The organism is Streptomyces sp. NPDC001156 (assembly GCF_053598275.1).
Window position 1 is genome coordinate 22,865 of record NZ_JBSFJX010000062.1, and the last position, 24,151, is coordinate 47,015.

At 70.7% G+C, this 24,151-nt stretch carries 18 protein-coding genes; 11 read left to right on the plus strand and 7 right to left on the minus strand.

Features of this window, described 5'->3' with window-relative positions; translation table 11 throughout:
- Positions 1–19 precede the first annotated feature (19 nt).
- On the plus strand, positions 20–1,177 hold the full coding sequence (gene glgA, locus ACWDA7_RS26240; RefSeq protein ID WP_450606781.1) for a glycogen synthase: 1,158 nt from the start codon (positions 20–22) through the stop codon (positions 1,175–1,177).
- Between the two features lie 38 nt (positions 1,178–1,215).
- Positions 1,216–2,436, plus strand: coding sequence for a glucose-1-phosphate adenylyltransferase (gene glgC / locus ACWDA7_RS26245; protein ID WP_450606783.1), 1,221 nt, complete (start codon positions 1,216–1,218; stop codon positions 2,434–2,436).
- Positions 2,437–2,439: 3 nt separating this feature from the next.
- Here the strand turns inward: glgC and ACWDA7_RS26250 are convergent, their stop codons facing one another.
- Positions 2,440–4,587, minus strand: a complete 2,148-nt coding sequence (locus ACWDA7_RS26250; protein WP_450606785.1) for a transposase — start codon at positions 4,585–4,587, stop codon at positions 2,440–2,442.
- A 1,060-nt stretch (positions 4,588–5,647) separates the two neighbouring features.
- Between ACWDA7_RS26250 and ACWDA7_RS26255 the strand changes: the two genes are divergently transcribed.
- The 5 genes from ACWDA7_RS26255 (at position 5,648) to ACWDA7_RS26275 (ending at position 12,629) form a co-directional block, all read left to right on the plus strand.
- Positions 5,648–7,978, plus strand: a complete 2,331-nt coding sequence (locus ACWDA7_RS26255) for a GH92 family glycosyl hydrolase (RefSeq protein ID WP_450606787.1) — start codon at positions 5,648–5,650, stop codon at positions 7,976–7,978.
- A 145-nt stretch (positions 7,979–8,123) separates the two neighbouring features.
- Positions 8,124–9,485 carry a wax ester/triacylglycerol synthase family O-acyltransferase gene (locus ACWDA7_RS26260; RefSeq protein ID WP_450606789.1) on the plus strand — a complete coding sequence of 454 codons (1,362 nt, stop codon included), beginning with the start codon at positions 8,124–8,126 and terminating at the stop codon, positions 9,483–9,485.
- A 278-nt stretch (positions 9,486–9,763) separates the two neighbouring features.
- Entirely contained in the window at positions 9,764–11,254 is a 1,491-nt protein-coding gene (locus tag ACWDA7_RS26265) for an SDR family NAD(P)-dependent oxidoreductase (protein WP_450606790.1), read from the plus strand.
- A gap of 105 nt (positions 11,255–11,359) precedes the next feature.
- On the plus strand, positions 11,360–11,593 hold the full coding sequence (locus ACWDA7_RS26270) for a hypothetical protein (RefSeq protein WP_359391453.1): 234 nt from the start codon (positions 11,360–11,362) through the stop codon (positions 11,591–11,593).
- A 331-nt stretch (positions 11,594–11,924) separates the two neighbouring features.
- Entirely contained in the window at positions 11,925–12,629 is a 705-nt protein-coding gene (locus ACWDA7_RS26275; protein ID WP_450606792.1) for a nucleotidyltransferase domain-containing protein, read from the plus strand.
- Here ACWDA7_RS26275 and ACWDA7_RS26280 read toward each other — a convergent pair.
- The gene (locus ACWDA7_RS26280) at positions 12,599–13,852 is read right to left on the minus strand and encodes a glycosyltransferase 87 family protein (RefSeq protein WP_450606794.1); all 1,254 of its coding nucleotides are present in this window, start codon (positions 13,850–13,852) and stop codon (positions 12,599–12,601) included. The two genes, ACWDA7_RS26275 and ACWDA7_RS26280, sit on opposite strands and share 31 nt — an antisense overlap.
- A 196-nt stretch (positions 13,853–14,048) precedes the next feature.
- Positions 14,049–14,609 carry an inositol oxygenase family protein gene (locus tag ACWDA7_RS26285; RefSeq protein ID WP_450606796.1) on the minus strand — a complete coding sequence of 187 codons (561 nt, stop codon included), beginning with the start codon at positions 14,607–14,609 and terminating at the stop codon, positions 14,049–14,051.
- Positions 14,610–15,082: 473 nt separating this feature from the next.
- Between ACWDA7_RS26285 and ACWDA7_RS26290 the strand changes: the two genes are divergently transcribed.
- The 3 genes from ACWDA7_RS26290 (at position 15,083) to ACWDA7_RS26300 (ending at position 17,465) form a co-directional block, all read left to right on the plus strand.
- Positions 15,083–15,259: a hypothetical protein gene (locus ACWDA7_RS26290; protein ID WP_450606798.1), complete on the plus strand. Its 177-nt coding sequence runs from the start codon at positions 15,083–15,085 to the stop codon at positions 15,257–15,259.
- A 54-nt stretch (positions 15,260–15,313) separates the two neighbouring features.
- The gene (locus ACWDA7_RS26295; protein ID WP_450606800.1) at positions 15,314–15,796 is read left to right on the plus strand and encodes an N-acetyltransferase family protein; all 483 of its coding nucleotides are present in this window, start codon (positions 15,314–15,316) and stop codon (positions 15,794–15,796) included.
- Between the two features lie 145 nt (positions 15,797–15,941).
- Positions 15,942–17,465: an FAD-dependent oxidoreductase gene (locus tag ACWDA7_RS26300; protein WP_450606802.1), complete on the plus strand. Its 1,524-nt coding sequence runs from the start codon at positions 15,942–15,944 to the stop codon at positions 17,463–17,465.
- Between the two features lie 124 nt (positions 17,466–17,589).
- On the opposite strand, the gene ACWDA7_RS26305 is transcribed toward ACWDA7_RS26300, so the two are convergent.
- The 4 genes from ACWDA7_RS26305 to ACWDA7_RS26320 all read right to left on the minus strand — a co-directional run bounded on the left by ACWDA7_RS26305 (position 17,590) and on the right by ACWDA7_RS26320 (position 21,117).
- Positions 17,590–17,964 (minus strand): TraR/DksA family transcriptional regulator, encoded by a 375-nt coding sequence (locus tag ACWDA7_RS26305; protein WP_450606803.1) that lies wholly within the window; start codon positions 17,962–17,964, stop codon positions 17,590–17,592.
- A 63-nt stretch (positions 17,965–18,027) separates the two neighbouring features.
- The gene (locus tag ACWDA7_RS26310; RefSeq protein WP_450606805.1) at positions 18,028–19,215 is read right to left on the minus strand and encodes an alcohol dehydrogenase catalytic domain-containing protein; all 1,188 of its coding nucleotides are present in this window, start codon (positions 19,213–19,215) and stop codon (positions 18,028–18,030) included.
- Positions 19,216–19,309: 94 nt separating this feature from the next.
- Complete coding sequence (locus tag ACWDA7_RS26315) at positions 19,310–19,483, minus strand: hypothetical protein (RefSeq protein WP_450606807.1); 174 nt, start codon at positions 19,481–19,483, stop codon at positions 19,310–19,312.
- Positions 19,484–19,773: 290 nt separating this feature from the next.
- Positions 19,774–21,117 (minus strand): amidase, encoded by a 1,344-nt coding sequence (locus ACWDA7_RS26320; protein ID WP_450606809.1) that lies wholly within the window; start codon positions 21,115–21,117, stop codon positions 19,774–19,776.
- Positions 21,118–21,353: 236 nt separating this feature from the next.
- Here ACWDA7_RS26320 and ACWDA7_RS26325 point away from each other — a divergent pair, with 236 nt between their 5' ends.
- Positions 21,354–23,702: an alpha-L-fucosidase gene (locus ACWDA7_RS26325; RefSeq protein WP_450606811.1), complete on the plus strand. Its 2,349-nt coding sequence runs from the start codon at positions 21,354–21,356 to the stop codon at positions 23,700–23,702.
- Positions 23,703–24,151: the final 449 nt, after the last annotated feature.

The following is a 24,151-nucleotide window of genomic DNA, read 5'->3' on the forward strand; positions in this document are numbered from 1 at the left end:
CTGAGACAGGGGGTTCCGGGTGCGTGTGGCCCTGCTGACCCGGGAGTACCCGCCGGACGTGTACGGCGGCGCGGGCGTTCACGTCGAGTTCCTCGCCCGGGAGCTGCGCGCCCTCACGCACCTGGACGTGCACTGCTGGGGCGAGGGCGGGGCGGGCGGTGTCATACGCCACAGACCGTGGCCCGCCCTGGACACCGCGAACGACGCCCTGCGCACCTTCTCCGTCGACCTCTCCATGGCCGCCGTCCTCGACGACCGCCAACTGGTCCACTCCCACACCTGGTACGCCAATCTCGCCGGCCACCTCGGCAAGCTGCTGTACGGCATCCCGCATGTGATGACCGCCCACTCGCTGGAACCCCTCCGCCCCTGGAAAGCCGAGCAACTCGGCGGCGGATACGCCCTCTCCAGCTGGGCCGAGCGCACCGCGATCGAGGCCGCCGACGCCGTCATCGCCGTCTCCGGCGCCATGCGCGAGGACATCCTCGGCTGCTACCCGGCCCTCGACCCGGCGAGGGTCCACGTGGTGCACAACGGCATCGACACCGCGCTGTACCAGCCGGACCACGGGACCGACGTCCTCACCCGCCTCGGCATCGACGCGAGCCGCCCCTACGTCCTGTTCGTCGGCCGTATCACCCGCCAGAAGGGCGTGCCCCAACTGCTGCGCGCGGTGCGGAACATCGACCCCGAGGTCCAGGTCGTGCTGTGCGCGGGTGCGCCGGACACGGCCGAGATCGACCGCGAGTTCCGCGACCTGTTCGAGGATCTGAGCCGGAGCCGCGAGGGCGTCCACTGGATCCCGAAGATGCTGCCGCGTCCCGAGGTGATCCAGCTCCTCACCCACGCCGCCGTGTTCGCCTGCCCGTCGGTGTACGAACCGCTCGGCATAGTCAACCTGGAGGCCATGGCGTGCGGCACGGCCGTGGTGGCCTCGCGCACCGGCGGCATTCCGGAGGTCGTGGACGACGGCCGCACCGGTCTGCTGGTCGACGTGGACGACGACTTCGAGGAGCATCTGGCACGCGCCCTCGACTCCGTCCTCGCCGACCCGGTGGCCGCCAAGCGCATGGGTGAGGCCGGACGCGAGCGCGCGGTCCGGAAGTTCGGCTGGGACACGGTGGCCCGCCGCACGGTTCGCCTGTACGAGGAAGTCCTCGAACAGGGCAGTAAGTGAACAGAGAGCGGAACAACCGGGCGTAGAGGGGCGGCGGCATGCGGCGCGGTGGACCTTCGGTGCTGGGAATCGTACTGGCCGGCGGGGAGGGGAAGCGGCTGATGCCGCTGACCGCTGACCGCGCGAAACCGGCCGTGACTTTCGGCGGTACCTACCGCCTTGTCGACTTCGTCCTGTCCAACCTCGTCAACGGCGACATCCTGCGCATCTGCGTGCTCACGCAGTACAAGTCGCACTCGCTGGACCGGCACATCACCACCACGTGGCGGATGTCCAGTCTGCTCGGCAACTACATCACCCCCGTCCCGGCCCAGCAGCGGCTGGGCCCGCGCTGGTACCTGGGCAGCGCCGACGCGATCCTGCAGTCGCTGAACCTGATCTACGACGAACAGCCCGAGTACGTCGCGGTGTTCGGCGCCGACCACGTCTACCGGATGGACCCCCGGCAGATGCTCGCCCAGCACATCGACAGCGGCGCCGGCGTGACCGTCGCGGGGATACGGGTGCCGCGGGCCGAGTCCTCGTCCTTCGGCGTGATCAGCCCCGGCACGGACGGCCAGAGCGTGGAACGGTTCCTGGAGAAGCCCGCCGATCCCCCCGGTCTGCCCGACGACCCCGAGTGCGTCTACGCCTCGATGGGCAACTACATCTTCACCACCAAGGCGCTGATCGAGGCACTCCAGCGGGACGCCGAGGACCCGAGCTCCGTGCATGACATGGGCGGTTCGATCCTGCCCGCGCTCACCCACCGCGGCGAGGCCCAGTTCTACGACTTCAGCGCCAACCACGTGCCCGGCGAGACCAGCCGCGACCAGGGCTACTGGCGGGACGTCGGCACCCTGGACGCGTACTACGAGGCGCACATGGACCTGATCGCAGAGCGCCCCGCCTTCAACCTCTACAACCGCAGCTGGCCGATCTACACCCACTCCGGTCAGCTCTCGCCCGCCCGTTTCAACGCGGGCGGGATCGCCAGCGAGTCGATCATCAGTGCCGGATGCCTGATCCGGGGCCAGGTGACGCGTTCGGTGCTGTCGCCGGGCGTCGTGGTGGACCCGGGCGCCGTCGTCCAGGGGTCGGTGCTGCACGACAACGTGCATGTCGGGCGTGGGGCGATCGTGCGCGGCGCCGTCCTCGACAAGAACGTCGAGGTGCCGCCGGGCGCGACGATCGGTGTCAATCCGGAGCGGGACGCGGAGCTGTACACGGTGTCCAAGGACGGGGTGATCGCGCTGGGCAAGGGGCAGCGGGTTCCCTAAGAGTCATCCCGTGATGGGATGCCGTCCGACCAGTTCCTGTTCGGGGGTGACGCCGCTGGGTGGGGCGTTGCCTACTGGGACGGCTGTTCCGACGTGGGCCTTGTGCCGCTTGTTCGCGGGTCGGGTCTCATTCGGGGTGGGCCGGTACCGGTCGGTGGTGTTTTGCCGAGCAGAGGCCTGGCGTCCGGGGGTTCCCGGACGGCGGGCTGCCGCGTGGGTGCGGCCCTTGCGGGGGCGGGCACCGCGCTGCGGTTGACTCGACAGGGCTTCTTGCAGCCCTTGTGCGAATAGCATCTGTGTGGTGCGGGCCTGGACGGTATCCAGGCCCGCAGTGCTGGGGTCGTCAGGGTCGGTGAGCCGGACATGTGCGGCCAGTGCACCGGAGACCATGTCGCGGTCGGCGACAAGTCCGCACACGCGGCATCGATGGACTCGGTCGGCGAGTGTCTTCCTGACCTGGGCACCGCACAGGCAGGTCTGGGACAGCTTCGTGGTGAACGTCGACGCGCGCAGCATCCGTCCGCCGGCCTTCTCGCACTCCCGGCCGAAGGCGGTGATCAGACGGCCGGGGGTGGTGGCCTGCAGGACTTTGCCCCACAGTCGGTACCAGGCGCGGATGTCGCAGTCTTCGACGACGAGATTGGCTCCGTGGTCGTCGATGATGTGCTCGGCGATGCGGCGGGCGCGGTGGTCTTTTGCCGCGGCTGCGGTTGCCGCGGCTTGTGCGAGGCGGGCCCGGTTGAGGCGGTAGCCCGCCGACAGGTCATCACGCCGGTACGCCTGCCTGGGCACACCGGCCTTGTTTGCGGCCCGAGCACCGCCGGGGACCTGAACGTTGCGTTCAGGCAGTCCCGCAGCGTGGCGGCGTTCGGTTCGGGTCTGCTGTCGCTGCGACATGCCGTATTGGCGGGGGTTCGTTGCCCGGCGGGACCGGTCGAGAGCGCGTTTACGGCCCCGTTCCTTGCGTCGGGCTTTCTCGAGTACGGCGAGCTCACCGGCGGTGGGTGCGACCCGGGTCGCGACGAGTGGCCCGTCGCCGGGGTCGAACGTGCCGGGGAAGGAGACGACGGACAGGTTGGAGACGTTGCCGTCGATCCCACCGACCCGGCCGAGTTCGGCCGCGGTCTTGCGGCGCGCGCGGGTGCCCGGCGATGCGTATCCGGCGGTGAGCACCACCAGATGGGCTTCATACGCCCAGCCCCCGGGTGCGCAGGTGTCGCGGCGGCGAACGAGATCGACCTTGCGCCAGGTCTCCGGGTTGTTGAGAAAGTGCACAAGGCGAGGCCAGCGGCCGGCGCCGGAAAGCAGGCGGACCGGGACTATGAGATCGCCGCGCTGGGAGTCGGCGCCGCCGGTGAAGACGACGGCAAGGGGGCCGGTGTGGTCCCACCAAGTTGCCGCACGGGTCTTCGGCGCGCCTTTCGACGTGTCCTCGCCGGTCGGCACGCGGCCGAGGGGCCGGGCGGGTATGGGTAGGCGGCGGGGCTGCTGGAGGACACGCGTGCCAGACGGCAGCGCGGCGGCCTGCTCCGGCGTTGTAACTGCTGAGCCGAGACCTCGGTGCTGGTAGGCAGCGAGGTGCCCGGCGAGGGTGCCGTGGAGGCGGAACGTCTCCCACTTCCGCGCGGTGGTGTGCGAGCGGGCACGTCCGGGAATTCGGGTGTAGTCCCACCAAGCCCCGGTCTTCGGCCGGCCGAACCTGCGTCCGGTCGCATCAGGAAAAAGGTGGCGGGCTACGCTCTCCCACACCTCGTCGGCCTGATGCATCACCAAAGCTTTCGTCACATGGTGGCCCAGGTGCTTGGACCTCTCCATGTGCCGGTAGCCGCGGCGCTCCATCCCCTCACGGGACAAGCCCAACGCCTGTCGCCAGGCTTTCGTGTCCGTTCCCCGGCGCACGTCGCCAGCCCAGTACGCGTCGACCGCAGCGCGGGCATCGCGCTGCAGGGCACACTTGACCGCCCACATCGCCGAGTACAGGTTCGCCACACGCTGCAGGTCGTCAAGACGGTGCACGTCCAAAGGCAGGCGGATCACGGCCAGTTCGTCATCCTGGCCCCGCTTCCAGCATTCACCTTTGTTCTTCCCGCGGAAGCGGCGAAGGGGCGTAGCCGCGGAAGCGGGCGCCGCATCAACCAGACTCGTGTTCACGGACTTTCCCACCTCCTTCTGGGCTCGCGGCGTGCGGAGATCTGTCCGGCGGGCTCCGGCTCGGCAATCGCAGCAAAGCTAACTGCCGCCACTGACAACGCTCCTGCAGCCGGTCAGCGGGACTCCCCATGCTCTCGGTGATGCGCCTGCGTCTCGCCCACTGCACCACTGCTGACCTCCGGGCCTGGACCGGGTTGTCGGGGCCCCAGATGCACCGACTCATGGAGCAACCGTGGGAGCAAAAGCCCGACACGGGCCGGGGCCGCCCTGGGCGCTGCCATTTACCGAACGGGCCCTGCTGCTCGTACTCGCCTACCGGACCAACCTCACCTTGCAGCAACCCAGCTCCCTGTGCGGCATTTCCGACTCGGCTCGGTCGCGCACAGGCCGGCGGTGTGCGGACCGGTGGCGGCCGCGGGCACGTGCTGCGCGCGGACGGACCCCATGGCGAGCAGGCAGGCACTGACGGCGCGGAGCGTCCCGCCCGGTGTTCGGCCCGGTAGCCGCCGGGCTCGGACCTGTGGAAGCGTCCTTGCCGGCTCCTTCCCGCTGGACCCCAGGGCAGGTGCCGGCCAGGGCCGGTCCTGCGGCAGCCAACCGTAGATCACGAAGGCGCCGCCTCCGCGACGGCGGACTCCCGGGATCCGGCACGGCCACCCGAATGACGCACATGGCCGGTTCCCCGGCAGGCGGGGCGCACGTCGTGCCGTCTATCGTCGCCAATGAGCCCGGGCCGACCGGTCCGCACAGCGGCTCGGTCGTGGAAGGGGCGGCCCATCGCGACGGCCGGCCCGCCGTGGGTGCGGCCCGGCCTGGCGCAACCGTCGTGGGTGCGGAGGTGACGGGACCCGGAGCCGCCGGCGGTGAACTCCGGCCGGGCGCAGAGGACTTCCCGGCCGGCACGCTTCCTCGCGCCGGACGCCGGGTGCCTGCGGCCCGCGCATCCGGGGCCCTGTGCCGGGCGACGCGTCCAGGGATAAACCCCCCGGTTCCCCCGGAAACCGACAGCGCGCCACCACCATGTGGGACATCGATGTCGAACCTCCGGAGGTCTTCCCAGATGAGATGGACCTGGCGTCTGCGCCTGTGTGCCGCGGGTGCGCTGGTTGTCTCGGCCGTGTTCGTCCCGCCGGCCGCCCAGGCCGCCCAGCCGTCCAGCGGGAGGCTCACCGACCTGGTCAACCCCTTCATCGGCACACAGAACGAAGGCAACACCTTCCCTGGCGCCGCCGTGCCGTTCGGCATGGTGCAGCTCTCGCCGGACACGGGGCACCGCACCGGCTACGACTACACCCAGAACCGGATCCGCGGCTTCTCCCTGATCCACCTCTCCGGTGTCGGCTGCGCCATCGGAGGTGACCTGCCCGTACTGCCGACGACGGGTGGCGTCACTGAGACGGACTACGCCAAGTACGCGGCCACGTTCAGTCATGACGACGAGCAGGCGAGTCCCGGCTACTACCGGGTCGGACTCGGAGGAGGCATCCGGGCCGAACTGACGGCGACCGATCGCACCGGCGTCCAGCGCTACACGTTCCCGGTGACCGGCAAGGCCAATGTCCTGCTCAACGCGGGCCAGGCGTTGCACAAGAACGTCTCGTCCAAGGTCGAGATCCTCGACGACCGCACCGTGCGCACCACGATCACGGGCACCGGCTTCTGCCGGTCCACCCGGCCCTACACGGTCTACACGGTCACCCGTTTCAACCGGCCCTTCACCGCGCACGGCACGTGGTACCAGGACTCGATCACCCCCGATGCGACCAAGTCGTCGGGCCCCGGGCGCAACGGCGCCTACGTCACCTTCGACGCGAGGCACGACCGCATCGTGGAGGCGACCACCGCTCTGTCCTACGTCGATCCGCGCGGGGCCGAGGTCAACCTCCGTTCCGCACCCGCGCGTTCGTTCGCCCAGGTGCGGGAGGCCGCTCGGCGCGCCTGGGAGGACCGACTCGACGACGTCCGGGTGCAGGGCGGCAACGCCGCTCTTCGGATCCCCTTCTACTCGTCCCTGTACCGGTCCTTCCTCGCCCCGAACGTCGGCAGCGATGCCGACGGCCGCTACACCGGCTGGGACCAGAAGATCCACCGGACCCAGGGGTTCACGTACTACCAGAACTGGTCCCTGTGGGACACCTACCGGACCCAGTCCCAGCTCCTGTCCCTGCTCGCGCCGCGTGAGGCGCGCGACATGGCGATCTCCGTGCTCAAGATCGACGAGGAGGGCGGCTGGCTGCCCAAGTGGGGCTTCGGCACGGTGGAGACGAACATCATGAGCGGTGACCCGGTCACCCCGTTCCTCACCAACGCCTACCAGCAGGGACTGCTCAAGGGATACGAGCAGCGGGCCTACCGCGCGCTGAAGAAGAACGCCGACGGCGTCCCGCCCGCCGACACCATGTACGTGGGGCGGGAGGCGAACCGGGAGTACATCGCCCACGGTTTCGCGCCGTACATCAAGGGCCGCCCGTACACCAAGCCCGGCGACTCGGACTACCACCACGGCGGATCGGTGACCCTGGAGTACGCGCTCTCCGACGCGATGCTCGCCCAGATGGCACGAGATCTCGGGCATCGCGCGGACGCCGCGCGCTATGCCGCCCGGTCGCGCAACTACCGCAACATCTTCGACCCCTCCACCGGCTTCTTCCGCGCCCGGGACGCCTCCGGGGCCTTCGCCGGACCCTCCGACCCGGCCAGGAGCGAGGGGTTCCACGAGGGCAGCGCCTGGCAGTACCAGTGGCTCGTGCCGCAGGACCTGCGCGGCATGGTGAGCCTCATCGGGGGCGAGCGTGCGGCCAACGACCGGCTCGACGCCTTCTTCGCCTACGACCAACTGCTCAAGGACCCCGCGGGGACCGCGCGCAAGGTGTGGGTGAACGGGCCGTACGCCTACTACAATGCGGACAAGTACAACCCGCAGAACGAGCCCGACCTCATCGCCCCGTACACCTATCTCTCCACCGGCCAGCCGTGGAAGACGACGGACGTGGTGCACGCGGCGCTCACCCTGTTCACGGACGGGCCGACCGGTATGACCGGTAACGACGACCTCGGCACGATGTCCGCCTGGCACGTCTTCTCGTCGATCGGGATCTTCCCGGTGCAGCCCGGCTACCGCACCTGGGGACTGACCACGCCGGTCTTCGACCGGGTCGACCTGGTCTTGGACCGGGCGTACTACCCGGGCGGCGGTCTGACCATCACCGCGCCCGGCACCTCGGACACCCAGCGGTACGTCCATGGCGTGCGTGTCAACGGAACGGCGTACAAACAGACGTACGTCACCACCGACACGTTGCTCCGTCCGAGCCGGCTGGAGTTCATCGTCGGGGCTCGGCCGTCCGGGTGGGGTACGTCACCTGACGCGGCGCCACCTGCACTGATGTGACCTCTTGCGTCGCTTGAGTCCCGTCCTTCTCACTAGGGCGGAACTTAATCTGCCGTTAACTGTACGTAGCTTGATCGTACTTGACCGTAATCGCCCCTGGGCGGTTGACTTTCTTGCTCCCCCGTCGTCGACGCGAGGCAAGCCATTGACTTCCGACCTGCTCGCACCACTCGACCTTGCCTTCTGGAACATCGAGTCCACGCGGCACCCGATGCACCTCGGTGCCCTCGGTGTGTTCGCGTGCAACTCGCCCACCGCGGGCGCCCACGCCGCAGATCTGCTGGCCGCCCGCGCCGCCGCGGTACCGGGCCTGCGCATGCGGATCCGCGACGTCTGGCTGCCGGACGTACGCATGAAGCGCGACCTCGCCGCCGCACGCCTCGCGCTCGCCCTGGGCGGGGCGACACGCGAACCGGCCCCCGACTTCGACCCGCTCGACCATGTGCGGCTGCACGCTCCCACCGACGACTTCCATGCGGCCGCCGGACGGCTCATGGAACGCCCGTTGGAGCGCGGCCGGCCGCCGTGGGAGGCGCATGTGCTACCAGGGGAGGACGGCACCTCCTTCGCCGTGCTGTTCAAGTTCCACCACGCGCTCGCCGACGGACTGCGCGCCCTGACACTGGCCGCCGCGGTCATGGACCCGATGGATCTGCCGGCTCCCCGGCCGCGCCGCCAGGAGCCCCCCCGCCGGCTTCTGCCCGACGTGCGCAGACTCCCGGCCCTCCTGCGCGGCACCCTCGCCGACATGGGCCGCGCTCTGGACATCGGTGCCTCCGTCGCCCTGTCCACCTTCGGGATGCGCTCGTCGTCCGCGCTCACCTCCGAGCCGAGCGGCACCCGCCGTACCGCCGGCGTCGTCATCGAGCTCGACGATGTGCACCGGGTGCGCAAGTCGGCGGGGGGCACCGTCAACGACGTCCTCATCGCGGTCGTGGCGGGCGCGCTGCGCCGCTGGCTGGACGAGCGCGGCGACGGCAGCGCGGGCGTCGAGCCTCGCGCCCTGATCCCCGTCTCCAACCGCCGTCCGCGCAGCGCGCACCCACAGGGCAACCGGCTCTCCGGCTATCTGATACGGCTTCCAGTGGCCGACCCGGACCCGCTGGCACGGCTGCGGACGGTGCGCACGGCCATGGACCGCAACAAGGACGCCGGGCCCAACCGGGGCGCGGGTGCCGTGGCGCTGCTCGCCGACCACGTACCGGCCCTCGGCCACAGGCTGGGCGGACCACTGGTCAGCCAGGCCGCCCGGCTCTGGTTCGACATCCTGGTCACCAGCGTGCCGCTGCCCAGCCTCGGACTGAAGCTCGGCGGCAACCCGCTCACCGAGGTGTACCCGCTGGCCCCGCTGGCCAGCGGCCAGTCGCTGGCGGTGGCTGTCTCCACGTACCGGGGCCGCGTCCACTACGGGCTCGTCGCCGACGCCCGGGCGGTACCGGACCTGGAGCGGCTCGCCCAGGCGGTGCCGGAGGAGATGGAGACGCTGCTGGCGGCCTGCCGCGCCTGAGCGGGCCGTCCGTGGCCGGACCGAGGGCGGCCGTGCGCTGCACGGCCGCCCTCGGGGCTGCCCGGCCCCTGGTGGAGAGGGTCGAGTGGGGCGTCCGCAGGGCCGGAACCGTCCCGTCCGGGGTTTCCGGCCGGGCGTCCCGCGCGGCCTCGCGGGTCCGCTCGCAATTGTGCTGATCTTCGCGGGTTTGGAGACCCGGCCCGGCGCTCCGTAAAATTCTCTGTTCGGAGGCGAGCGCGGTCGGAGCGCTGCGCAGGTGAGCGAGGAACGGCAGCGCGATGACGGTGACAGAGGACGGCCTGACGGGCGTCGGCCCGGAGGTCATGGACGAGATGTCGTACGGGCCCGGCATCGACCCGGAACGCCTGGCCGTCTGTCTCGGCGTCCTGGAGGAACTCGACGGCATCGACGTCGACCACCCCGACGCGATCAAGGTGCGCCGGGCCACCTCGCACATCTACCGCATGGTCAAGCAGCGCCGCCGCCAGGAGCGCCGGGCCGCCAAGACGGCCCACGACAAGGAGGTCACCGAGGCCACGGCGACCGGCTCCGCGCAGCGCATCGACGACGAGACCGAGGGCATCCTGCCGTCGTCGGTCACCGAGGCGGGCCAGATCGCCGGGATACTCAAGCGCCCGCGCTCCTGCTACGTCTGCAAGCAGCGCTACGTCGAGGTGGACTACTTCTACCACCAGCTCTGCCAGCAGTGCGCCGCGGAGAACCGGGCCCGTCGCGACGCCCGCGCCGACCTCACCGGCAAGCGCGCCCTGCTCACCGGTGGCCGCGCCAAGATCGGCATGTACATCGCGTTGCGGCTGCTGCGGGACGGCGCCCACACCACGATCACCACGCGTTTCCCGAACGACGCGATCCGCCGGTTCAAGGCCCAGCCCGACAGTGACCACTGGATCCACCGGCTGAAGATCGTCGGCATCGACCTGCGCGACCCGGCCCAGGTGGTGGCGCTGGCCGACTCGGTGGCCGCCGACGGCCCGCTGGACATCCTGATCAACAACGCCGCCCAGACCGTACGCCGCTCACCGCAGGCCTACAGCGAGCTGGTGTCCGCCGAGTCCGCGCCGCTGCCGGCGGGTGAGCTGCCGTCCGCCGAGGTCATCGGCACGTTCGGCTCCGGGGCCGTGGCCGCTCTGCCGGTGGCCGGGGGCGGTGCGCTGACCGCGCAGGACGTGACCGACCTCGCCCTGGTCTCCGGCTCCGCCTCCCTGGAGCGGATCGCGGCCGGTACGGCGATCGACGCCGGCGGCCTCGTCCCCGATCTGCACGACACCAACACCTGGATCCAGCCGGTGGAGGAGGTCACGCCGGTCGAGCTGCTGGAGGTGCAGCTGTGCAACTCGACGGCGCCCTTCATCCTGATCAGCCGTCTGCGGACGGCACTGGCCGCCTCCCCTGCCCGGCGCACGTACATCGTGAACGTCTCCGCGATGGAGGGCGTCTTCAGTCGCGGTTACAAGGGCGCCGGTCACCCGCACACCAACATGGCCAAGGCCGCCCTGAACATGCTCACGCGCACCAGCGCCGCGGAGATGTTCGAGCGGGACCGGATCCTGATGACCGCCGTCGACACCGGATGGATCACCGACGAGCGCCCGCATCCTGACAAGATGCGCCTGGCAGACGAGGGTTTCCACGCTCCGCTCGATCTCGTCGACGGAGCGGCACGGGTATACGATCCGATTGTGCGCGGCGAGCAGGGCGAGGACCTGTACGGCGTCTTCCTGAAGGACTACGCGCCCGGCAAGTGGTGACACCGGGCGGGCTCCCGAGGGCGGCGATGCGCCATCCGTGGGGCATGACCCGGCGCCGGGCGGGAACTCGGACTCTCGTGAGCACCGCGCAAGGAGTGAGTTCTCATGGCCATGCCGCACGAGATCGATCCACGCGCCGCCGGAGACCCGCGCAACGTGTATCCGAGCGACGAGCAGTTCTATTCGTCCGACCGTCCGGTGAATGCCGCACTGCCGGAGGACCGGCCGCGCGGCGGGAGCCGGCCCGCCCCGGTGAAGCACCGCGGGACCTGGGCCACGGTAGGCCTGATCGCCTGCATCGTCCTGTTGATCGCCGTGGGGATCGCGCTGTTCCCGTGAGGGAATCAGGTCGAGGTCGCGGTCACGAGTGAGGTGGTGCGCGTGACGTCATATGTGATGTGGCGCGGGTGACCGCAGCCGGTCGTAAACGTCGTACGTCCCGGAGAGGTCTCCGGGACGTACGACGTTCTGCCGCTGGTTCCGCCGTCGACCGGCGGCGATGGCGTATGTGAGTGCGAAAATCATTGGCACCGCCCGACCGTCGGCGCATAGCCTCTCGCGCATGAGCCGCGTTCCGCGGAGTTCGTCCGGATGCCGGAGGGGGCGGCTCGCGCCTCCGGGCCCGGCCCGGAGCCGTCGCGATCGCTCGAACCGAGGAAGGCGGCCGAACGTGACCGTCCCCAACGTCCTGCTGTCCGGCATCGTCGGCTCGACCGCGTACGGACTCGCCCATGCGGGGTCCGACGTGGACCGGCTCGGCGTGTTCGCCGCACCCACGGAACAGTTGCACGGCCTGCACCGGCCGAAGGAGTCCCATGTCGGCACGGCCCCCGACCGCACCTTCCACGAGGCGGCGAAGTGGTGCCGGCTCGCTCTCGGTGGCAATCCGACTGTGATGGAACTGGTCTGGCTGCCTGCCGAGTTGTACGAGGTGCGCACCCCGCTCGGTGACGAGCTGACCGGCATCCGTACGTCGTTGCTGTGCGCCCAGCGGGTCCGGGACGCCTATCTCGGCTACGCCGGGCAGCAATTCAGGAGGCTCGAGGCGCGCGGCGCCGGACCCGTCTCGGCGGAGACGCGCAGACGCACCGCCAAACACGCCCGTCACCTGAAGCGGCTGTGCCACCAGGGTCTGGAACTGTACGCGACCGGACGTCTGACCATTCGCGTCGAGAACCCGCAGGCGTACCACGACTTCGGTGAGCGCGTCGCCGCGGACGCCGCGGCCGCGCGGTCTCTGCTCCGGTACTACGAGAACGCCTTCGACGACACGCGCAGCGCGCTGCCGCTGCGGCCCGACGAGTCGGCGGCCGAGGGCTGGCTGCGGCGCGTCCGCGACCGGTTCTACGCACCGAAGGCCGCGGGCTCCCGCTGATCCGCCCGTCTGCCGGAGGCCTCTTCGCGGGTGGTGGCGACGGCGAGGATGGTCAGCAGCGCGCACGCGGCGTAGGCCGTGCCCGGCCAGGCCAGAAGTGCCGGGTACGGGCTGTGCTGCGGCAGGCGGTCCTCCACGCGGATCAGCAGCGGAACCAGTCGTGTGGCGGTGGCGACGGTCCACGCCGCCAGCGCCACGCGGCTGAGGGGCCGGCGCCGGGCGGGTCCGTGGGTGAGCCACATCATGGCCGGCAGGCACCAGACCCAGTGGTGGCTCCACGAGATGGGGGACACGAGTAGCCCGTACAACTCGGCGGTGACCAGGACGCCGAGCAGGTCCCCGCGTCGCCCGGCCTTCCACAGGACGCACGCCGTGAGCACGGTCACCAGCGCGAGGACCGCCCACCATGCGCCGGAGGCCGCGGTGTCGTGCCCGAGGAGCCGGTCGAGTGCGCCCCGCAGCGACTGGTTGCGCACGGACCACGCCGGGCCGATGCGCTGGGTTTCCTTCGCCAGACGGAACCAGTAGCGGGCCGACTCCCGTGGGGCGATCACCCAGCCCAGGGCCGTGGCGCCGCCCGCGGCGACGAGTGCCCAGAGGGCCGCCCGCCATTGTCGCGTCGCCAGCAGGTAGAGGCCGCCGAAGACCGGAGTCAGTTTCACCGCGGTCGCCAGGCCGAGAACCGTTCCCCGGGTCCTCGCGGTGCGGGACACCGCCAGCGCCGCCAGGACCAGGGCGGCCAGCAGTAGATTGACCTGGCCCTGGTCCAGGGTGTGCCGCACGGGTTCCAGCCACAGGCCCGCCGCCGTCCACACCAGGACACGGGACCTCGCGGAGCTGTCGCGGTCCGGGTGCAGGAGCCGGTCGGCGCAGAGGCAGATCACGCCCACAGCCGCCACCGAGGCCGCCTGCCACAGGACGACCAAAGCCGCCCAGGGCGGGAGCGCGAGCGGCAGGAACACCAGGGCCGCGAACGGCGGATAGGTGAAGGGCAGCACGGGGATCGGCGGACTTGTGTGCAGCCGGTAGTCGTACAGACCGCCGGAGAGCACCAGGGGCGAGGCCTCCCGGTAGACCCGCAGATCCAGCGGTTCGGGGGAGAAGAGGACGGTGGCCAGAAGATGCAGGACCAGGGACGCGCCCAGACACCAGCCGGCATGGCCCGTAATCCACCTGCCGATCACGCGGCCATATGCCAGGGCGATTCCGTGTCGGCGGCGCACCTCGCACAGTGTGAACGGCCGGACGCTCCACGCGGCCGATTGGGCCGACGGCAGCGTGTCGCACCCTGTCCGGTGGGGTGACTCGCCCCGGGCCGCCGCGCGCTCCACGGACGTGCCTGCCTGGGCTCGGGAGCCCAGCACGCGGCGTGTCGGCGCGCTTCTCAGTCCACAGCCGTCAAACGGGCCGTGCTCGTGCTCAGTCCACGGCCCCCAGCCGGGCGTGCCTGGCCGCCACCAGCTCCAGTACCGTCCGCCAGTCCTCCATCACCCCGGCGTCCAGGCCCGTCACCTTGGCCGCGTCGTCCGCCTGACGCAGGGTGACCGCGTCCTCCGCCAGCGGGTCGTGTTCGAACGCCATCGCCTCCGCACGCGACATGGGCCCGCCCTGCCTGGCCATGGTGAGTGCACTCTGCGGGGACAGCCCGCGCCCCGGCGAGACCGTGGCCAGATAGCGCTTGGCGGCCACATGCAGGCGTACCAGGCGGGAGACACGCTCGCCGAGCAGCGTCCGTACCGCGTCGGCCGCGTGGTCCGCGTGCCCGGCGTCGTCGCCCGGCCGCAGGAGGTGGCCTATGTCGTGCACCAGACCCGCCACCTGGAGTTCCTTGTCGGCGGGGTGACTCCGGCGCAGCAGTGCGGCGGTCTGCAGGGCGTGGTCGTGAAGATCGACCGGGTCGCCACTGCGATCCGGCGTGTCCCACGCACCCCGGCAGGCGTGCAGCAGATCCATCAGCTCCTCGACGCTGCGCAGCTCCATGCGTCAGTCCTCCCGCGAGAAAAGCCGTTGCCGGACTGCAGCAGATCATGGCGAGCTTGCGACGCGGCCAACGGGACTTGAACTGAGCACGGTCCGTACACTTGCCGTACCGGTGAGCAGTTCGAGAATTGCGCCGAATGGGTGGATTGCAAAAGGGGCGATTGCCATCCAATCGCCCGAGAACACGGCCGAATGAGTGCCGGATGACCCAAGACAGTTACCTGGTTGTTTCAGCCCCATCGAGCGGACGTCCGCTCATTTGGTTAATCTGGACGGTGCGGACAGCCATTGGGGTGCTACCCACACCCCACGGTCCGCCCCGGGACAAGCCGATCACCATGGCCTGCTCTCGTACGAGTAGCCGGCGCCACCGCGTCCGAACAGTTCTTGACTCAGACCCGAGCGGACGCCGAGAGCACAGGCCGACTGGGCCGGTACGTCCCAAGGGTTACCCGACACATAAGGAGTGCGCGGTGACACCGGAGAAGACGAATCACGATCAGCGCCCCAAGGAACGCGGGGAGCGCGGGGGCAGGCGAACAGAGAAGAAGCTCGGCAGCCTGGACGTGTGGGCCCGCTCGGCCCCCATCAGACTGGCCGGTTACGAGGACGACCTGGCCGAACCGCACATCCTGCCGAGCGTGGACTGAGCTCGCTGGATCCGTCGTGATCGCTGACAGCATGGGCGTGCCAGACTCGCGCCCATGCTGATCAGACAAGCCGCGGCCGACGACTGGCCGCGGATCTGGCCTTTCTGGCACCGGATCGTCGCTTCGGGCGAGACCTACACCTGGGACCCGGACACCACCGAGGACGCGGCCCGCACTCTGTGGATGGCGCCGGGCAAGGACGTGTACGTGGCGGAGGACGACAGCGGGGCGGTCGTGGGCTCCGCCTACGTCACGCCCAACTACGCCGGCCCCGCCGCCCGCATCGCCAACGCGGGCTTCATGGTCGACCCGGACCGCGCGGGACGCGGCGTCGGGCGTGCCCTCGCCGAACACGTCCTGACCGTCGCGAGGGCCGAGGGCTACCGCGGCATGGTGTTCAACGCGGTTGTGGAGACGAACCCCGCGGTACGACTGTGGGAGTCCCTCAGCTTCACGATCCTCGGCACCGTTCCCGAGGCCTACGAGCATCCCCGGTTCGGCAGGGTGGGGCTGCACATCATGTACCGGGCGCTCTGAGGGCGACACGCGTACCGAGCGGGAGGTGCCTCGCGCGTCGGACACGCCGTGGCGCCCGCGAGTGCGTCGACGTGCTGTTCACCCGACTGGCGGTGCCCTGACGCGGTCCGCGCATCGGAGATCCGCTTCGGGGAACCCGGCCCCCATGAGTGAGTACACCGGCAGGCAGGCGTCGTACTGGATCGAGACGGCGCCCGGAACGCCGCGACCGGCCCTCACGGAGGACATCACCGTCGACGTGGCCGTGGTCGGAGGCGGTATGGCGGGCCTCAGCACCGCCTGGGAAGTGGCGCGGGCCGGCCGCAGCGTCGCCGTGCTGGAGGCCGGCGGTCTCGCCGCCGGCGTCACCGGCCACACCACGGCGAAGCTCACCGCCCTGCACTCCCTCGTGTACCAGCGCCTGCGCCGCACCCGCGGCATCGAAGGCGCGGCACTGTACGGCCGGTCCCAGACGGAGGCGATCGGCAGAGCGGCCGAACTCGTCGACGAGCTCGGCATCGATTGCGACTGGGAGGACGCGCCGGCCTTCACCTATGCGCTCGATCAGGAACGCGTTCCGCAGCTGCGCGCCGAGGCGGAGGCCGCGCGCGAGGCGGGGCTGGCCGCCGACTTCGTCACCGAAACCGAACTGCCTTTCCCCGTGGCGGGCGCCGTCAGGGCGGCCGATCAGGCGCAGTTCCATCCGCGCACATACCTGCTCGCACTCGCCGAGGCGCTAGAGCGCCACGGCGGACAGTTGTACGAAGGGACCCGTGTGGTCGCTCTGCACGAGGGCGAACCCTGCCGCCTGCGCACCGAGGCCGGGCACATGGTGACCGCGCGGGACGTGGTGGTGGCCACGCACTATCCGGTCTTCGACCGCGCGATGCTCTTCGCACGCCTCTCCCCGCGCCGCGAGGTCGTGCTGACAGCGCCGATCGACACCGGGAGCGCCCCCCGGGGCATGTACCTCACGCCTGAGGAGAACACGCGCTCGCTCCGGACCGCCCCGTACCGGGACGGCTCACGCCTGCTGATCCTCACCGGCGAACACTTCACACCCGGAACGACGGACAGCGAGGAGCACTTCGCACGACTGGCCGACTGGGCGACCGAGCACTTCGGGCCGCTCGACTTCACCTACCGCTGGGCCACCCAGGACAACGACTCGACGGACACGGTGCCCCTGGTGGGGCCCCTGCACGCGGCGAGCCGCCACACCTATGTGGCCACCGGCTTCGGTGGCTGGGGGCTCAGCGGGGGCATCATGGCGGGACTGCTGCTGTCCGCCTTGATCGACGGACGGGAGCCGCCGTGGACGAAGCTCTACGACCCGCGGCGTGTGGGCTCGGTCGTACGGGAGGCGCCCGCCTTCCTCAGGCACCAGGCACAGGTCGCCCAGCACTTCGTGGCGGACCGGCTGCCGCCGCTGACCGGACCGTCGGCCGACGACATCGCGCCGGGCGAGGGCGCGGTCACGCGCATCGGTGCCCATGTGTGTGCCGTCTCCCGCGACGAGGGCGGAAGGCTGCACGCGCTGTCGGCGCGCTGCACCCACCTGGGGTGTCTGGTCGCCTTCAACCGTGCGGAACAGGCCTGGGAGTGCCCCTGCCACGGCTCGCGCTTCGGACTCGACGGACGTGTCCTGCAAGGCCCGGCCACCCGCCCCCTGGAGCCACGAGAGGTCTGATAGGCCGTCTCGTGCCGACCGGCGGACCGGGCCCTGGCCAAGGCCAAGGCCCGGGGAAGCCGATGGCGCCGCCACTCCTCCATAGAAGTGACGGCGCGATCGCCTCGGCTGCCCGTCGGCGGGCTCAGGACCCTTCGGCCCGCGCCCCCGCCCCGGCCCTGGCGCAGTCGATGCACACCTGCGTGTGTGGTACCGCCAGCAGCCGGTCCCGGTCGATCACGGCACCACAGGCCGTGCACCGGCCGAAGCCGGGCGTGCCCACCTGGTGCAGGGCGGCGAGCACCCGCTCCAGCATGGTCCGGGCACGGTCGGCGTCCGCGCGCAGAGCCTCGAACGCGGTCACCCGCGCGCCCACGTCGGCTGCGTCGAGGTCACAGTCCGTGTACAGCGCGGGCATCTTCGCCTCGGCCGCCGAGAGCTCCACGCGCAGCGTGTCCGCCTCGGCGGTGAGCCGGTCGGCGATCTCTCTGAGGTCGTGATCCGACAGCGTGGTGGGCATGGGTGCTCCAGCTCGGTAGTGGGTTCGCGCGCGATCGGGGACGGGCGCGCACGAGGCGGGTCGTCAGGGCTTGAGGAGGGTCTTGATCATCCCGTCCTCCTTGGCCTGGAACATCGCGTAGGCCTTGGGACCGTCCTCCAGCGGTACGGCGTGGGTCTTGAAACCGTCCACGCCGAGCGGATCGTCGTCCGTGAGCAGCGGGAGGATCCGGTCCACCCAGTTCCAGACGTTCGCCTGGCCCATGCGCACCTGGATCTGCTTGTCGAACATCGTCAGCAGCGGCATCGGGCTCGCGGCCCCGCCGTACACCCCCGAGACGGACAGTGTGCCGCCGCGCCGCACCAGGTCGACGGCCGTGTGCAGGGCCCCGAGCCGGTCCACACCGGCGTGTTCCATCAGGGGCTGCGCCATGGCGTCGGGCAGGTGGCCGGTCAGCCACTGGGCCGCCTTGGCGAACGGCGCTCCGTGCGCCTCCATACCGACCGCGTCGATCACCGCGTCCGCGCCCCGCCCGCCGGTGAGGTCCCGTACGGCCTCGGTGAGGTCGCTTCCTCCGTGCCGCCGGAGATCGAAGCAGGTGACGCCGTTCGCCGCCGCGCGTTCCAGGCGCTCGTCGACCAGGTCCACCCCGATGACCGGTCCGGCGCCGCGGTGCCGGGCGATCCGGGTGCACATGTCGCCTATGGGACCGAGTCCCAGGACGACCAGGCTCCCGCCCTCCGGCAGCGCCGCGTACTCGACCGCCTGCCAAGCTGTGGGCAGGACATCGGACAGGTACACGTAGCGGTCGTCCGGCGGCCCCTCGGGCACCTTGATGGGCAGCTTGTTGCCGAACGGCACCCGCATGAATTCCGCCTGGCCGCCCGGCACCTGTCCGTACAGCTTCGTGTACCCGAACAGCGCGGCGCCCGTTCCGCGCTCCTTGACCTGCGTCGTCTCGCACTGCGAGTGCAGACCCTGGTCGCACATGAAGCAGTCACGGCAGGAGACGTTGAACGGGATGACCACACGGTCTCCCGGCGCGAGCGCGTGCACCTGCGGTCCGACTTCCTCGACGACGCCCATGGGCTCATGGCCCAGGATGTCGCCCGGGTCGAGATAGGGGCCCAGAATCTCGTACAGATGAAGGTCCGAACCGCAGATCCCGCTCGACGTGATCCGCACGATGATGTCGTCGGGCTTCTCGATCCGGGGGTCGGGGACGGTCTCCACCCGCACGTCCCGCCGGCCCTGCCAGGTCAGTGCTCGCATCCTGATGCTCCCGCTCCTCAGGTCTGGCGTGCCGGGATCGGCACCGGCCCTCCGAGTCCCCTGGCGCACCGGTTCGACACCCCCCGGTGGTCCGTCAGTCCTCGCCCCTGACGATGTTCCAGTCCGGGCCACGGCAGATCTCGGGTGCCGGCGCGTCCCCGACAGCCGAAACGCAGGTGCGAGGGCTGCCCTCCTGCTGGTCGCGGGACTGCGCCCAGCCCGACTCGGTCGGGTGGTCGACGGGTTTCTCACTCAGGTATGCACTCACGAACCTTCATCTTCCTTCCGCATCCGATGGCGGCGGGGCTGCGCCGCCATCGGTCCGTCCAGCTTTCCGGCCGAGTCCCCACCGGCGGCGATCGGAAACAGCGATGGTGGGGCCCGCGCCGTCTCCGGCGCCGATGCGAGGCCGGCCGGCACTGCGCGATGCAGGGAGGAACGGGTGAAGAGGAGATGGCCCGCCGGCGCCACAGCCGCGGCTCGGCGCAACGTCACTTGGGACGCCTGCGGGATGCGCGGCCTTGTGAGTCCGGCAGCGCCCGGCCCGGGGCACCCGGTCTAACTCAGCGGCGCCGTACGCTGCCAGGGGTGCAGCGTCTCCAACTGTGCGGCCACATCAAGGAGTGTCGCTTCCGACCCCGGCTGCCCGACCAGCTGTACGGCGCAGGGCGCGCCGCTCGGAAGTGCGCCGAAGGGGACCGACATGGCGGGCCAGCCCGTGAGGTTCCAGGGAGGCGTCATGGGGGAGTAGTGCGTGTTGGCCAGCACGTTGCGCAGCCAGCCCCGCTCGTGCCAGGGCTCCGCTGCCGGACCCCGGCGGGCGAGTGCGGGAGTGAGCAGCACATCGTGAGCAGCGAAGAACGGCTCCAGGGCACGGCGCAGCTGCTCGCGGCGGTCGCCGGATCGCACGCGCTCCACGAAGCGGCGGCCCACCGCCGCGTGCACCCGGGTACGCCGGGCCAGCCGCCGTACGTCGAGGTCCTCCGCGTCGACCGCGGTCCCCGCCGTCCAGTGCGCCAGTGACGTCGTGCCGAGCCACCAGGGGTACGGCGGGTCGGCCGGCCGGACCTCGTGCCCCGCCTTCGCAAGCAGCGAGGCCGCCGCGCGTGTCGCGTCCGCGTAGGGCCGGCTCACGGTCACGCCGGGCAGGGGACTGCGGAGCGAGAGCGCGATCGTGTGCGTACCGTTCCGCGGCTTGCCCGTGTCCTGCGTGCCCGCCAGGATCTCGAACATCAGCCGCGCGTCCTCGACCGTCGTCGCCAGCGGGCCGTTCTCGGACATGCCGAACCAGTCTCCGTTGCCGATGCCCGCCGGGACCGTGCCGTGGCCGGGTTTGAGGGTGACGAGTCCGCAGTTGGCGGCCGGGATGCGCAGCGAGCCCATCCCGTCGTTGCCGAGCGCGATCGGCACCATGCCGGCAGCCACCGCCGCAGCGCTGCCGCCGGAGGAGCCGCCCGCCGTACGGGAGGTGTCCCAGGGGTTGCGGGCGGTCCCGTGCACCCCTTCCGTGGTGCCGAACACGCACAGTTCGGGCACGTTGGTCAGGCCCACGACGACCGCGCCCGCCGCGCGCAGCCGGGCCACCGTGACGTGGTCGTCGTCCGCGGGTGTGTCCGGGGTCGCGGCCGAGCCGTTGCGGGTGGACTCGCCGCGTACGGCCAGATTGTCCTTGACGGCCACCGGCACGCCGGCCAGGGGCAGTTGGGCCAGATCGGTGCGGGCGGCCACCTCGTCGGCCTCGGCGAGCGCGGCCTGCGCGCGCAGCCGGCGGAAGGCGCCGACCCGGCCGTCGAGCCGCTCGATCCGGGCCAGGTGTTCGGCCACCACCTCGTGCGGCGTGGCGCGCTTCTCGCGTACGGCGGCGGCGATCTCGGCGGCGGTCCGGCCGGCCCAGGTGGTCACGGGCGCTCCCTGTCGGTCCTCGGCGTGGTGGATGGGGGAACTTACTGGCGAGTTCGAGGAGCACTGTGCACTGCCGGGCGGTACCGCGTCGAGAGTCTGGCGAGGCCTGTCGCCGTCGCGGTCGGCACGCCACGCGGGAACATCCGATCACTGCCTCAAATCCCGTCGCTGCAGGCCCCATTGACAGTCTTCCGCGGCAGCTCAATCATCAGACATCCGATGAATTGGAGGCGCTCATGAGCACATATCCAAGACGTCAGGTTCTCGGTGCCGCCGCACTGGCTGCCGCCGGCGCCACCGTCGCCCTCTCGGCCCCGCCCGCCGCCGCGCGGTCCGGCGGAGCCGCAGGCCCCGGGCCCGAGTGGGTGCACGTCCCCGCACCCGTCCCCGTCCCCCTCGACGCCCACTTCGACAACGATGGCATCGACACCGCCTCCGCCCGCGGCGGCGACTTCGACGGCTCCGGCTACACCTTCCCCGGCGAGGAACTCCCCACCGGGAGCGTGGACGTGGACGGCGTCTCCTTCGTCCTCGCGTCCTCCGCCGCGGGCGCCCGGAACAATGTGGTGGCCCTCGGCCAGCGCATCGACCTGCCCAAAGGCCGTTACCTGTCGGCGCTGTTCCTCACCGCGGGCAGCTACGGCAACGCCTCCGGTACGGCGACCGTGCACTACGCGGACGGCTCCACCGCGACCGCCGGTCTGGGCGGCAGCGACTGGTACAGCGGGGGCGGCCCGCTCTCGGTCCCGTACCGGTACACACCGGACGGCACCAAGGACATGCACCCTGTGGGCCTCGGCACGGCCGAGGTCTGGATGGACCCGCAGCGCGAGGCGGTCGCCCTGACGCTGCCCGTCACCAACCCCGCCGAGGCCGGCAGGACGTCGCTGCACATCTTCGCGCTCTCCCTGCAACCCGCCGCCCAGGGACGGGCGCTGGCCCTGCGCGACGCACACTCGACCCCTTCGCTCCTGGAGTCCAGCGGCGCCCAGAGCGTCGAGACGACGGTGGTCAACGCGGGCACCCTGCCCGTCCTTGCCGACGACGACGTGGCCGTGAGCGTGGACGTACCCGGTGCCCGCACTGTCGAGCCGGCCCGGATCAGGCGCCTCGATCCCGGCGAACAGGCCCGGGTCCGCATCGGCATCCGCAACCGCGCCAGCACCACGCCGGGCACGGCACACAGCGGCACGGTGACCGTCCACGGCCGAGGGCAGCGCGTCACCTCCGCCACCCGTGAACTGACCCTCGGGGTGCCCGACTACCGGCCCACCGACGCGTCGCTCGCCGGCCACCAGGCGCCGTACTGGTTCCACCGCGCGAAGTTCGGCATCTTCATCCACTGGGGCGTCTACTCCGTGCCCGCCTGGTCGCCGGTCGGCGCGCAGTACGCCGAGTGGTACTGGAACCACATGCAGAGCCCGGACAACGCGGTGTACGCGTACCACGCGCAGACCTACGGCAAGGACTTCGCCTACGACGACTTCATCCCCATGTTCACGGCGGAGAGGTTCGACCCGCGGGCCTGGGTGGAGCTGTTCCGGGACGCGGGGGCGCAGTACCACGTGCTGACGTCGAAGCACCACGAGGGCTTCGCCCTGTGGGACACCAAGGTCTCCGACCGCAACGCCGTGAAGATGGGCCCGCGACGTGACCTGGTCCGCGAGCTATTCGACGCGTCCCGGAAGTACACGCCCGAGCTGCACCGCGGCCTGTACTTCTCGATGCCGGAGTGGTTCAACCCCGACAACCCGTGGACGGGCCACGGCCCGCGCAATCCGTACTCCCTGAAGCCGCTCCCGTACACCGGATACACCGCGGGCAAGGACTATGTGAAGGACTACCAGGCCCGGCAGATGCTGGAGCTGATCCACGGCTACGACCCGGCCGTCCTTTGGTGCGACATCGGCGGCGCCAACGACAGCCTTACCGTCCTCGCCGAGTTCTTCAACCACGGCAAGAACCGGCCCAAGCCGTACGAGGTGGCCGTCAACGACCGCTCGGGCATCGCCTTCCACGACTTCACGACCCCCGAGTACACGACGTACGACAACACCGTCGTCGCCAAGTGGGAGGCGAGCCGGGGCCTCGATCCCTTCAGCTACGGCTACAACAAGGCGACCCCCGACGATCGCTACATGACGGCCGAGGAGGTCGTGCAGAGTCTGGTCGACATCGTGTCGAAGAACGGCAACTTCCTCCTCGACATCGGCCCGCGCGCCGACGGCACCATTCCGGAGATCATGCAGACCCGGCTCCGCGAGACCGGCCGCTGGCTGCGGACCAACGGCGAGGCGGTCTACGACACGACCTACTGGTCGCGCATGGCGCAGCTCGGCGAGGATCTGCGCTTCACGGTCCGGGAGAACGAGGCGTTCTACATCCACTCGCTGGCGGAACCGGGCAGCACCCTGACCGTCGAGGCGCCGGTGCCGGTCCGCAGCGGCGACAAGGTGACCATGCTCGGCCACGACCGGCCACTGACCTGGACCACACGGGGTGGCTCTCTGGTGATCGACGTACCGGAGGCGGCCCGGAAGGCGGGCCGGTACGTCTGGGTCTTCAAGGTGGAGTGGCACAGCTGAGCAGGAAGGGCCGTGGGCGGCGAACCTGCTGATCGGGGTGCATCGATGGGGCGCCGGGGCGGTCTGACAGGGGGCGGGCGGTGTGACGGTCGTCCGGTCAGGGCGATCCCCGCCCTCCTCCCATATCGCTCCGGCGACCTCATCCGGGGTGGGGAACTGTTCGTTTTCGGATGTGCAGGAGCGTGTGTGAGTGTGTAGGAGCATGTACTGGTTCGTGGTGTTGCAGCGCGCACACGTCGTACGCGAGCCCAGCGACCGCAAGCGAGGACTGCCCCTAAGAGTCATCCCGTGATGGGATGCCGTCCGACCAGTTCCTGTTCGGGAGTGCCACGCCTGTGGGTGGGGCGTTCCCTACTGGGGCGGCTGTTCCGACGTGGGCCTTGTGCCGCTCGCGCGCGGGTCGGGTCTCATTCGGGGTGGGCCGGTACCGGTCGGTGGTATTTCGTCGA

Bases quoted from the DNA above. Each gene is read 5' to 3' on its own strand.
- glgC (WP_450606783.1), top strand. From the start codon at position 1,216: ATGCGGCGCGGTGGACCTTCGGTGCTGGGAATCGTACTGGCCGGCGGG.
- ACWDA7_RS26255 (WP_450606787.1), top strand. From the start codon at position 5,648: ATGAGATGGACCTGGCGTCTGCGCCTGTGTGCCGCGGGTGCGCTGGTT.
- ACWDA7_RS26265 (WP_450606790.1), top strand. From the start codon at position 9,764: ATGACGGTGACAGAGGACGGCCTGACGGGCGTCGGCCCGGAGGTCATG.
- ACWDA7_RS26270 (WP_359391453.1), top strand. From the start codon at position 11,360: ATGGCCATGCCGCACGAGATCGATCCACGCGCCGCCGGAGACCCGCGC.
- ACWDA7_RS26285 (WP_450606796.1), bottom strand. From the start codon at position 14,609: ATGGAGCTGCGCAGCGTCGAGGAGCTGATGGATCTGCTGCACGCCTGC.
- ACWDA7_RS26295 (WP_450606800.1), top strand. From the start codon at position 15,314: ATGCTGATCAGACAAGCCGCGGCCGACGACTGGCCGCGGATCTGGCCT.
- ACWDA7_RS26300 (WP_450606802.1), top strand. From the start codon at position 15,942: ATGAGTGAGTACACCGGCAGGCAGGCGTCGTACTGGATCGAGACGGCG.
- ACWDA7_RS26305 (WP_450606803.1), bottom strand. From the start codon at position 17,964: ATGCCCACCACGCTGTCGGATCACGACCTCAGAGAGATCGCCGACCGG.
- ACWDA7_RS26310 (WP_450606805.1), bottom strand. From the start codon at position 19,215: ATGCGAGCACTGACCTGGCAGGGCCGGCGGGACGTGCGGGTGGAGACC.
- ACWDA7_RS26325 (WP_450606811.1), top strand. From the start codon at position 21,354: ATGAGCACATATCCAAGACGTCAGGTTCTCGGTGCCGCCGCACTGGCT.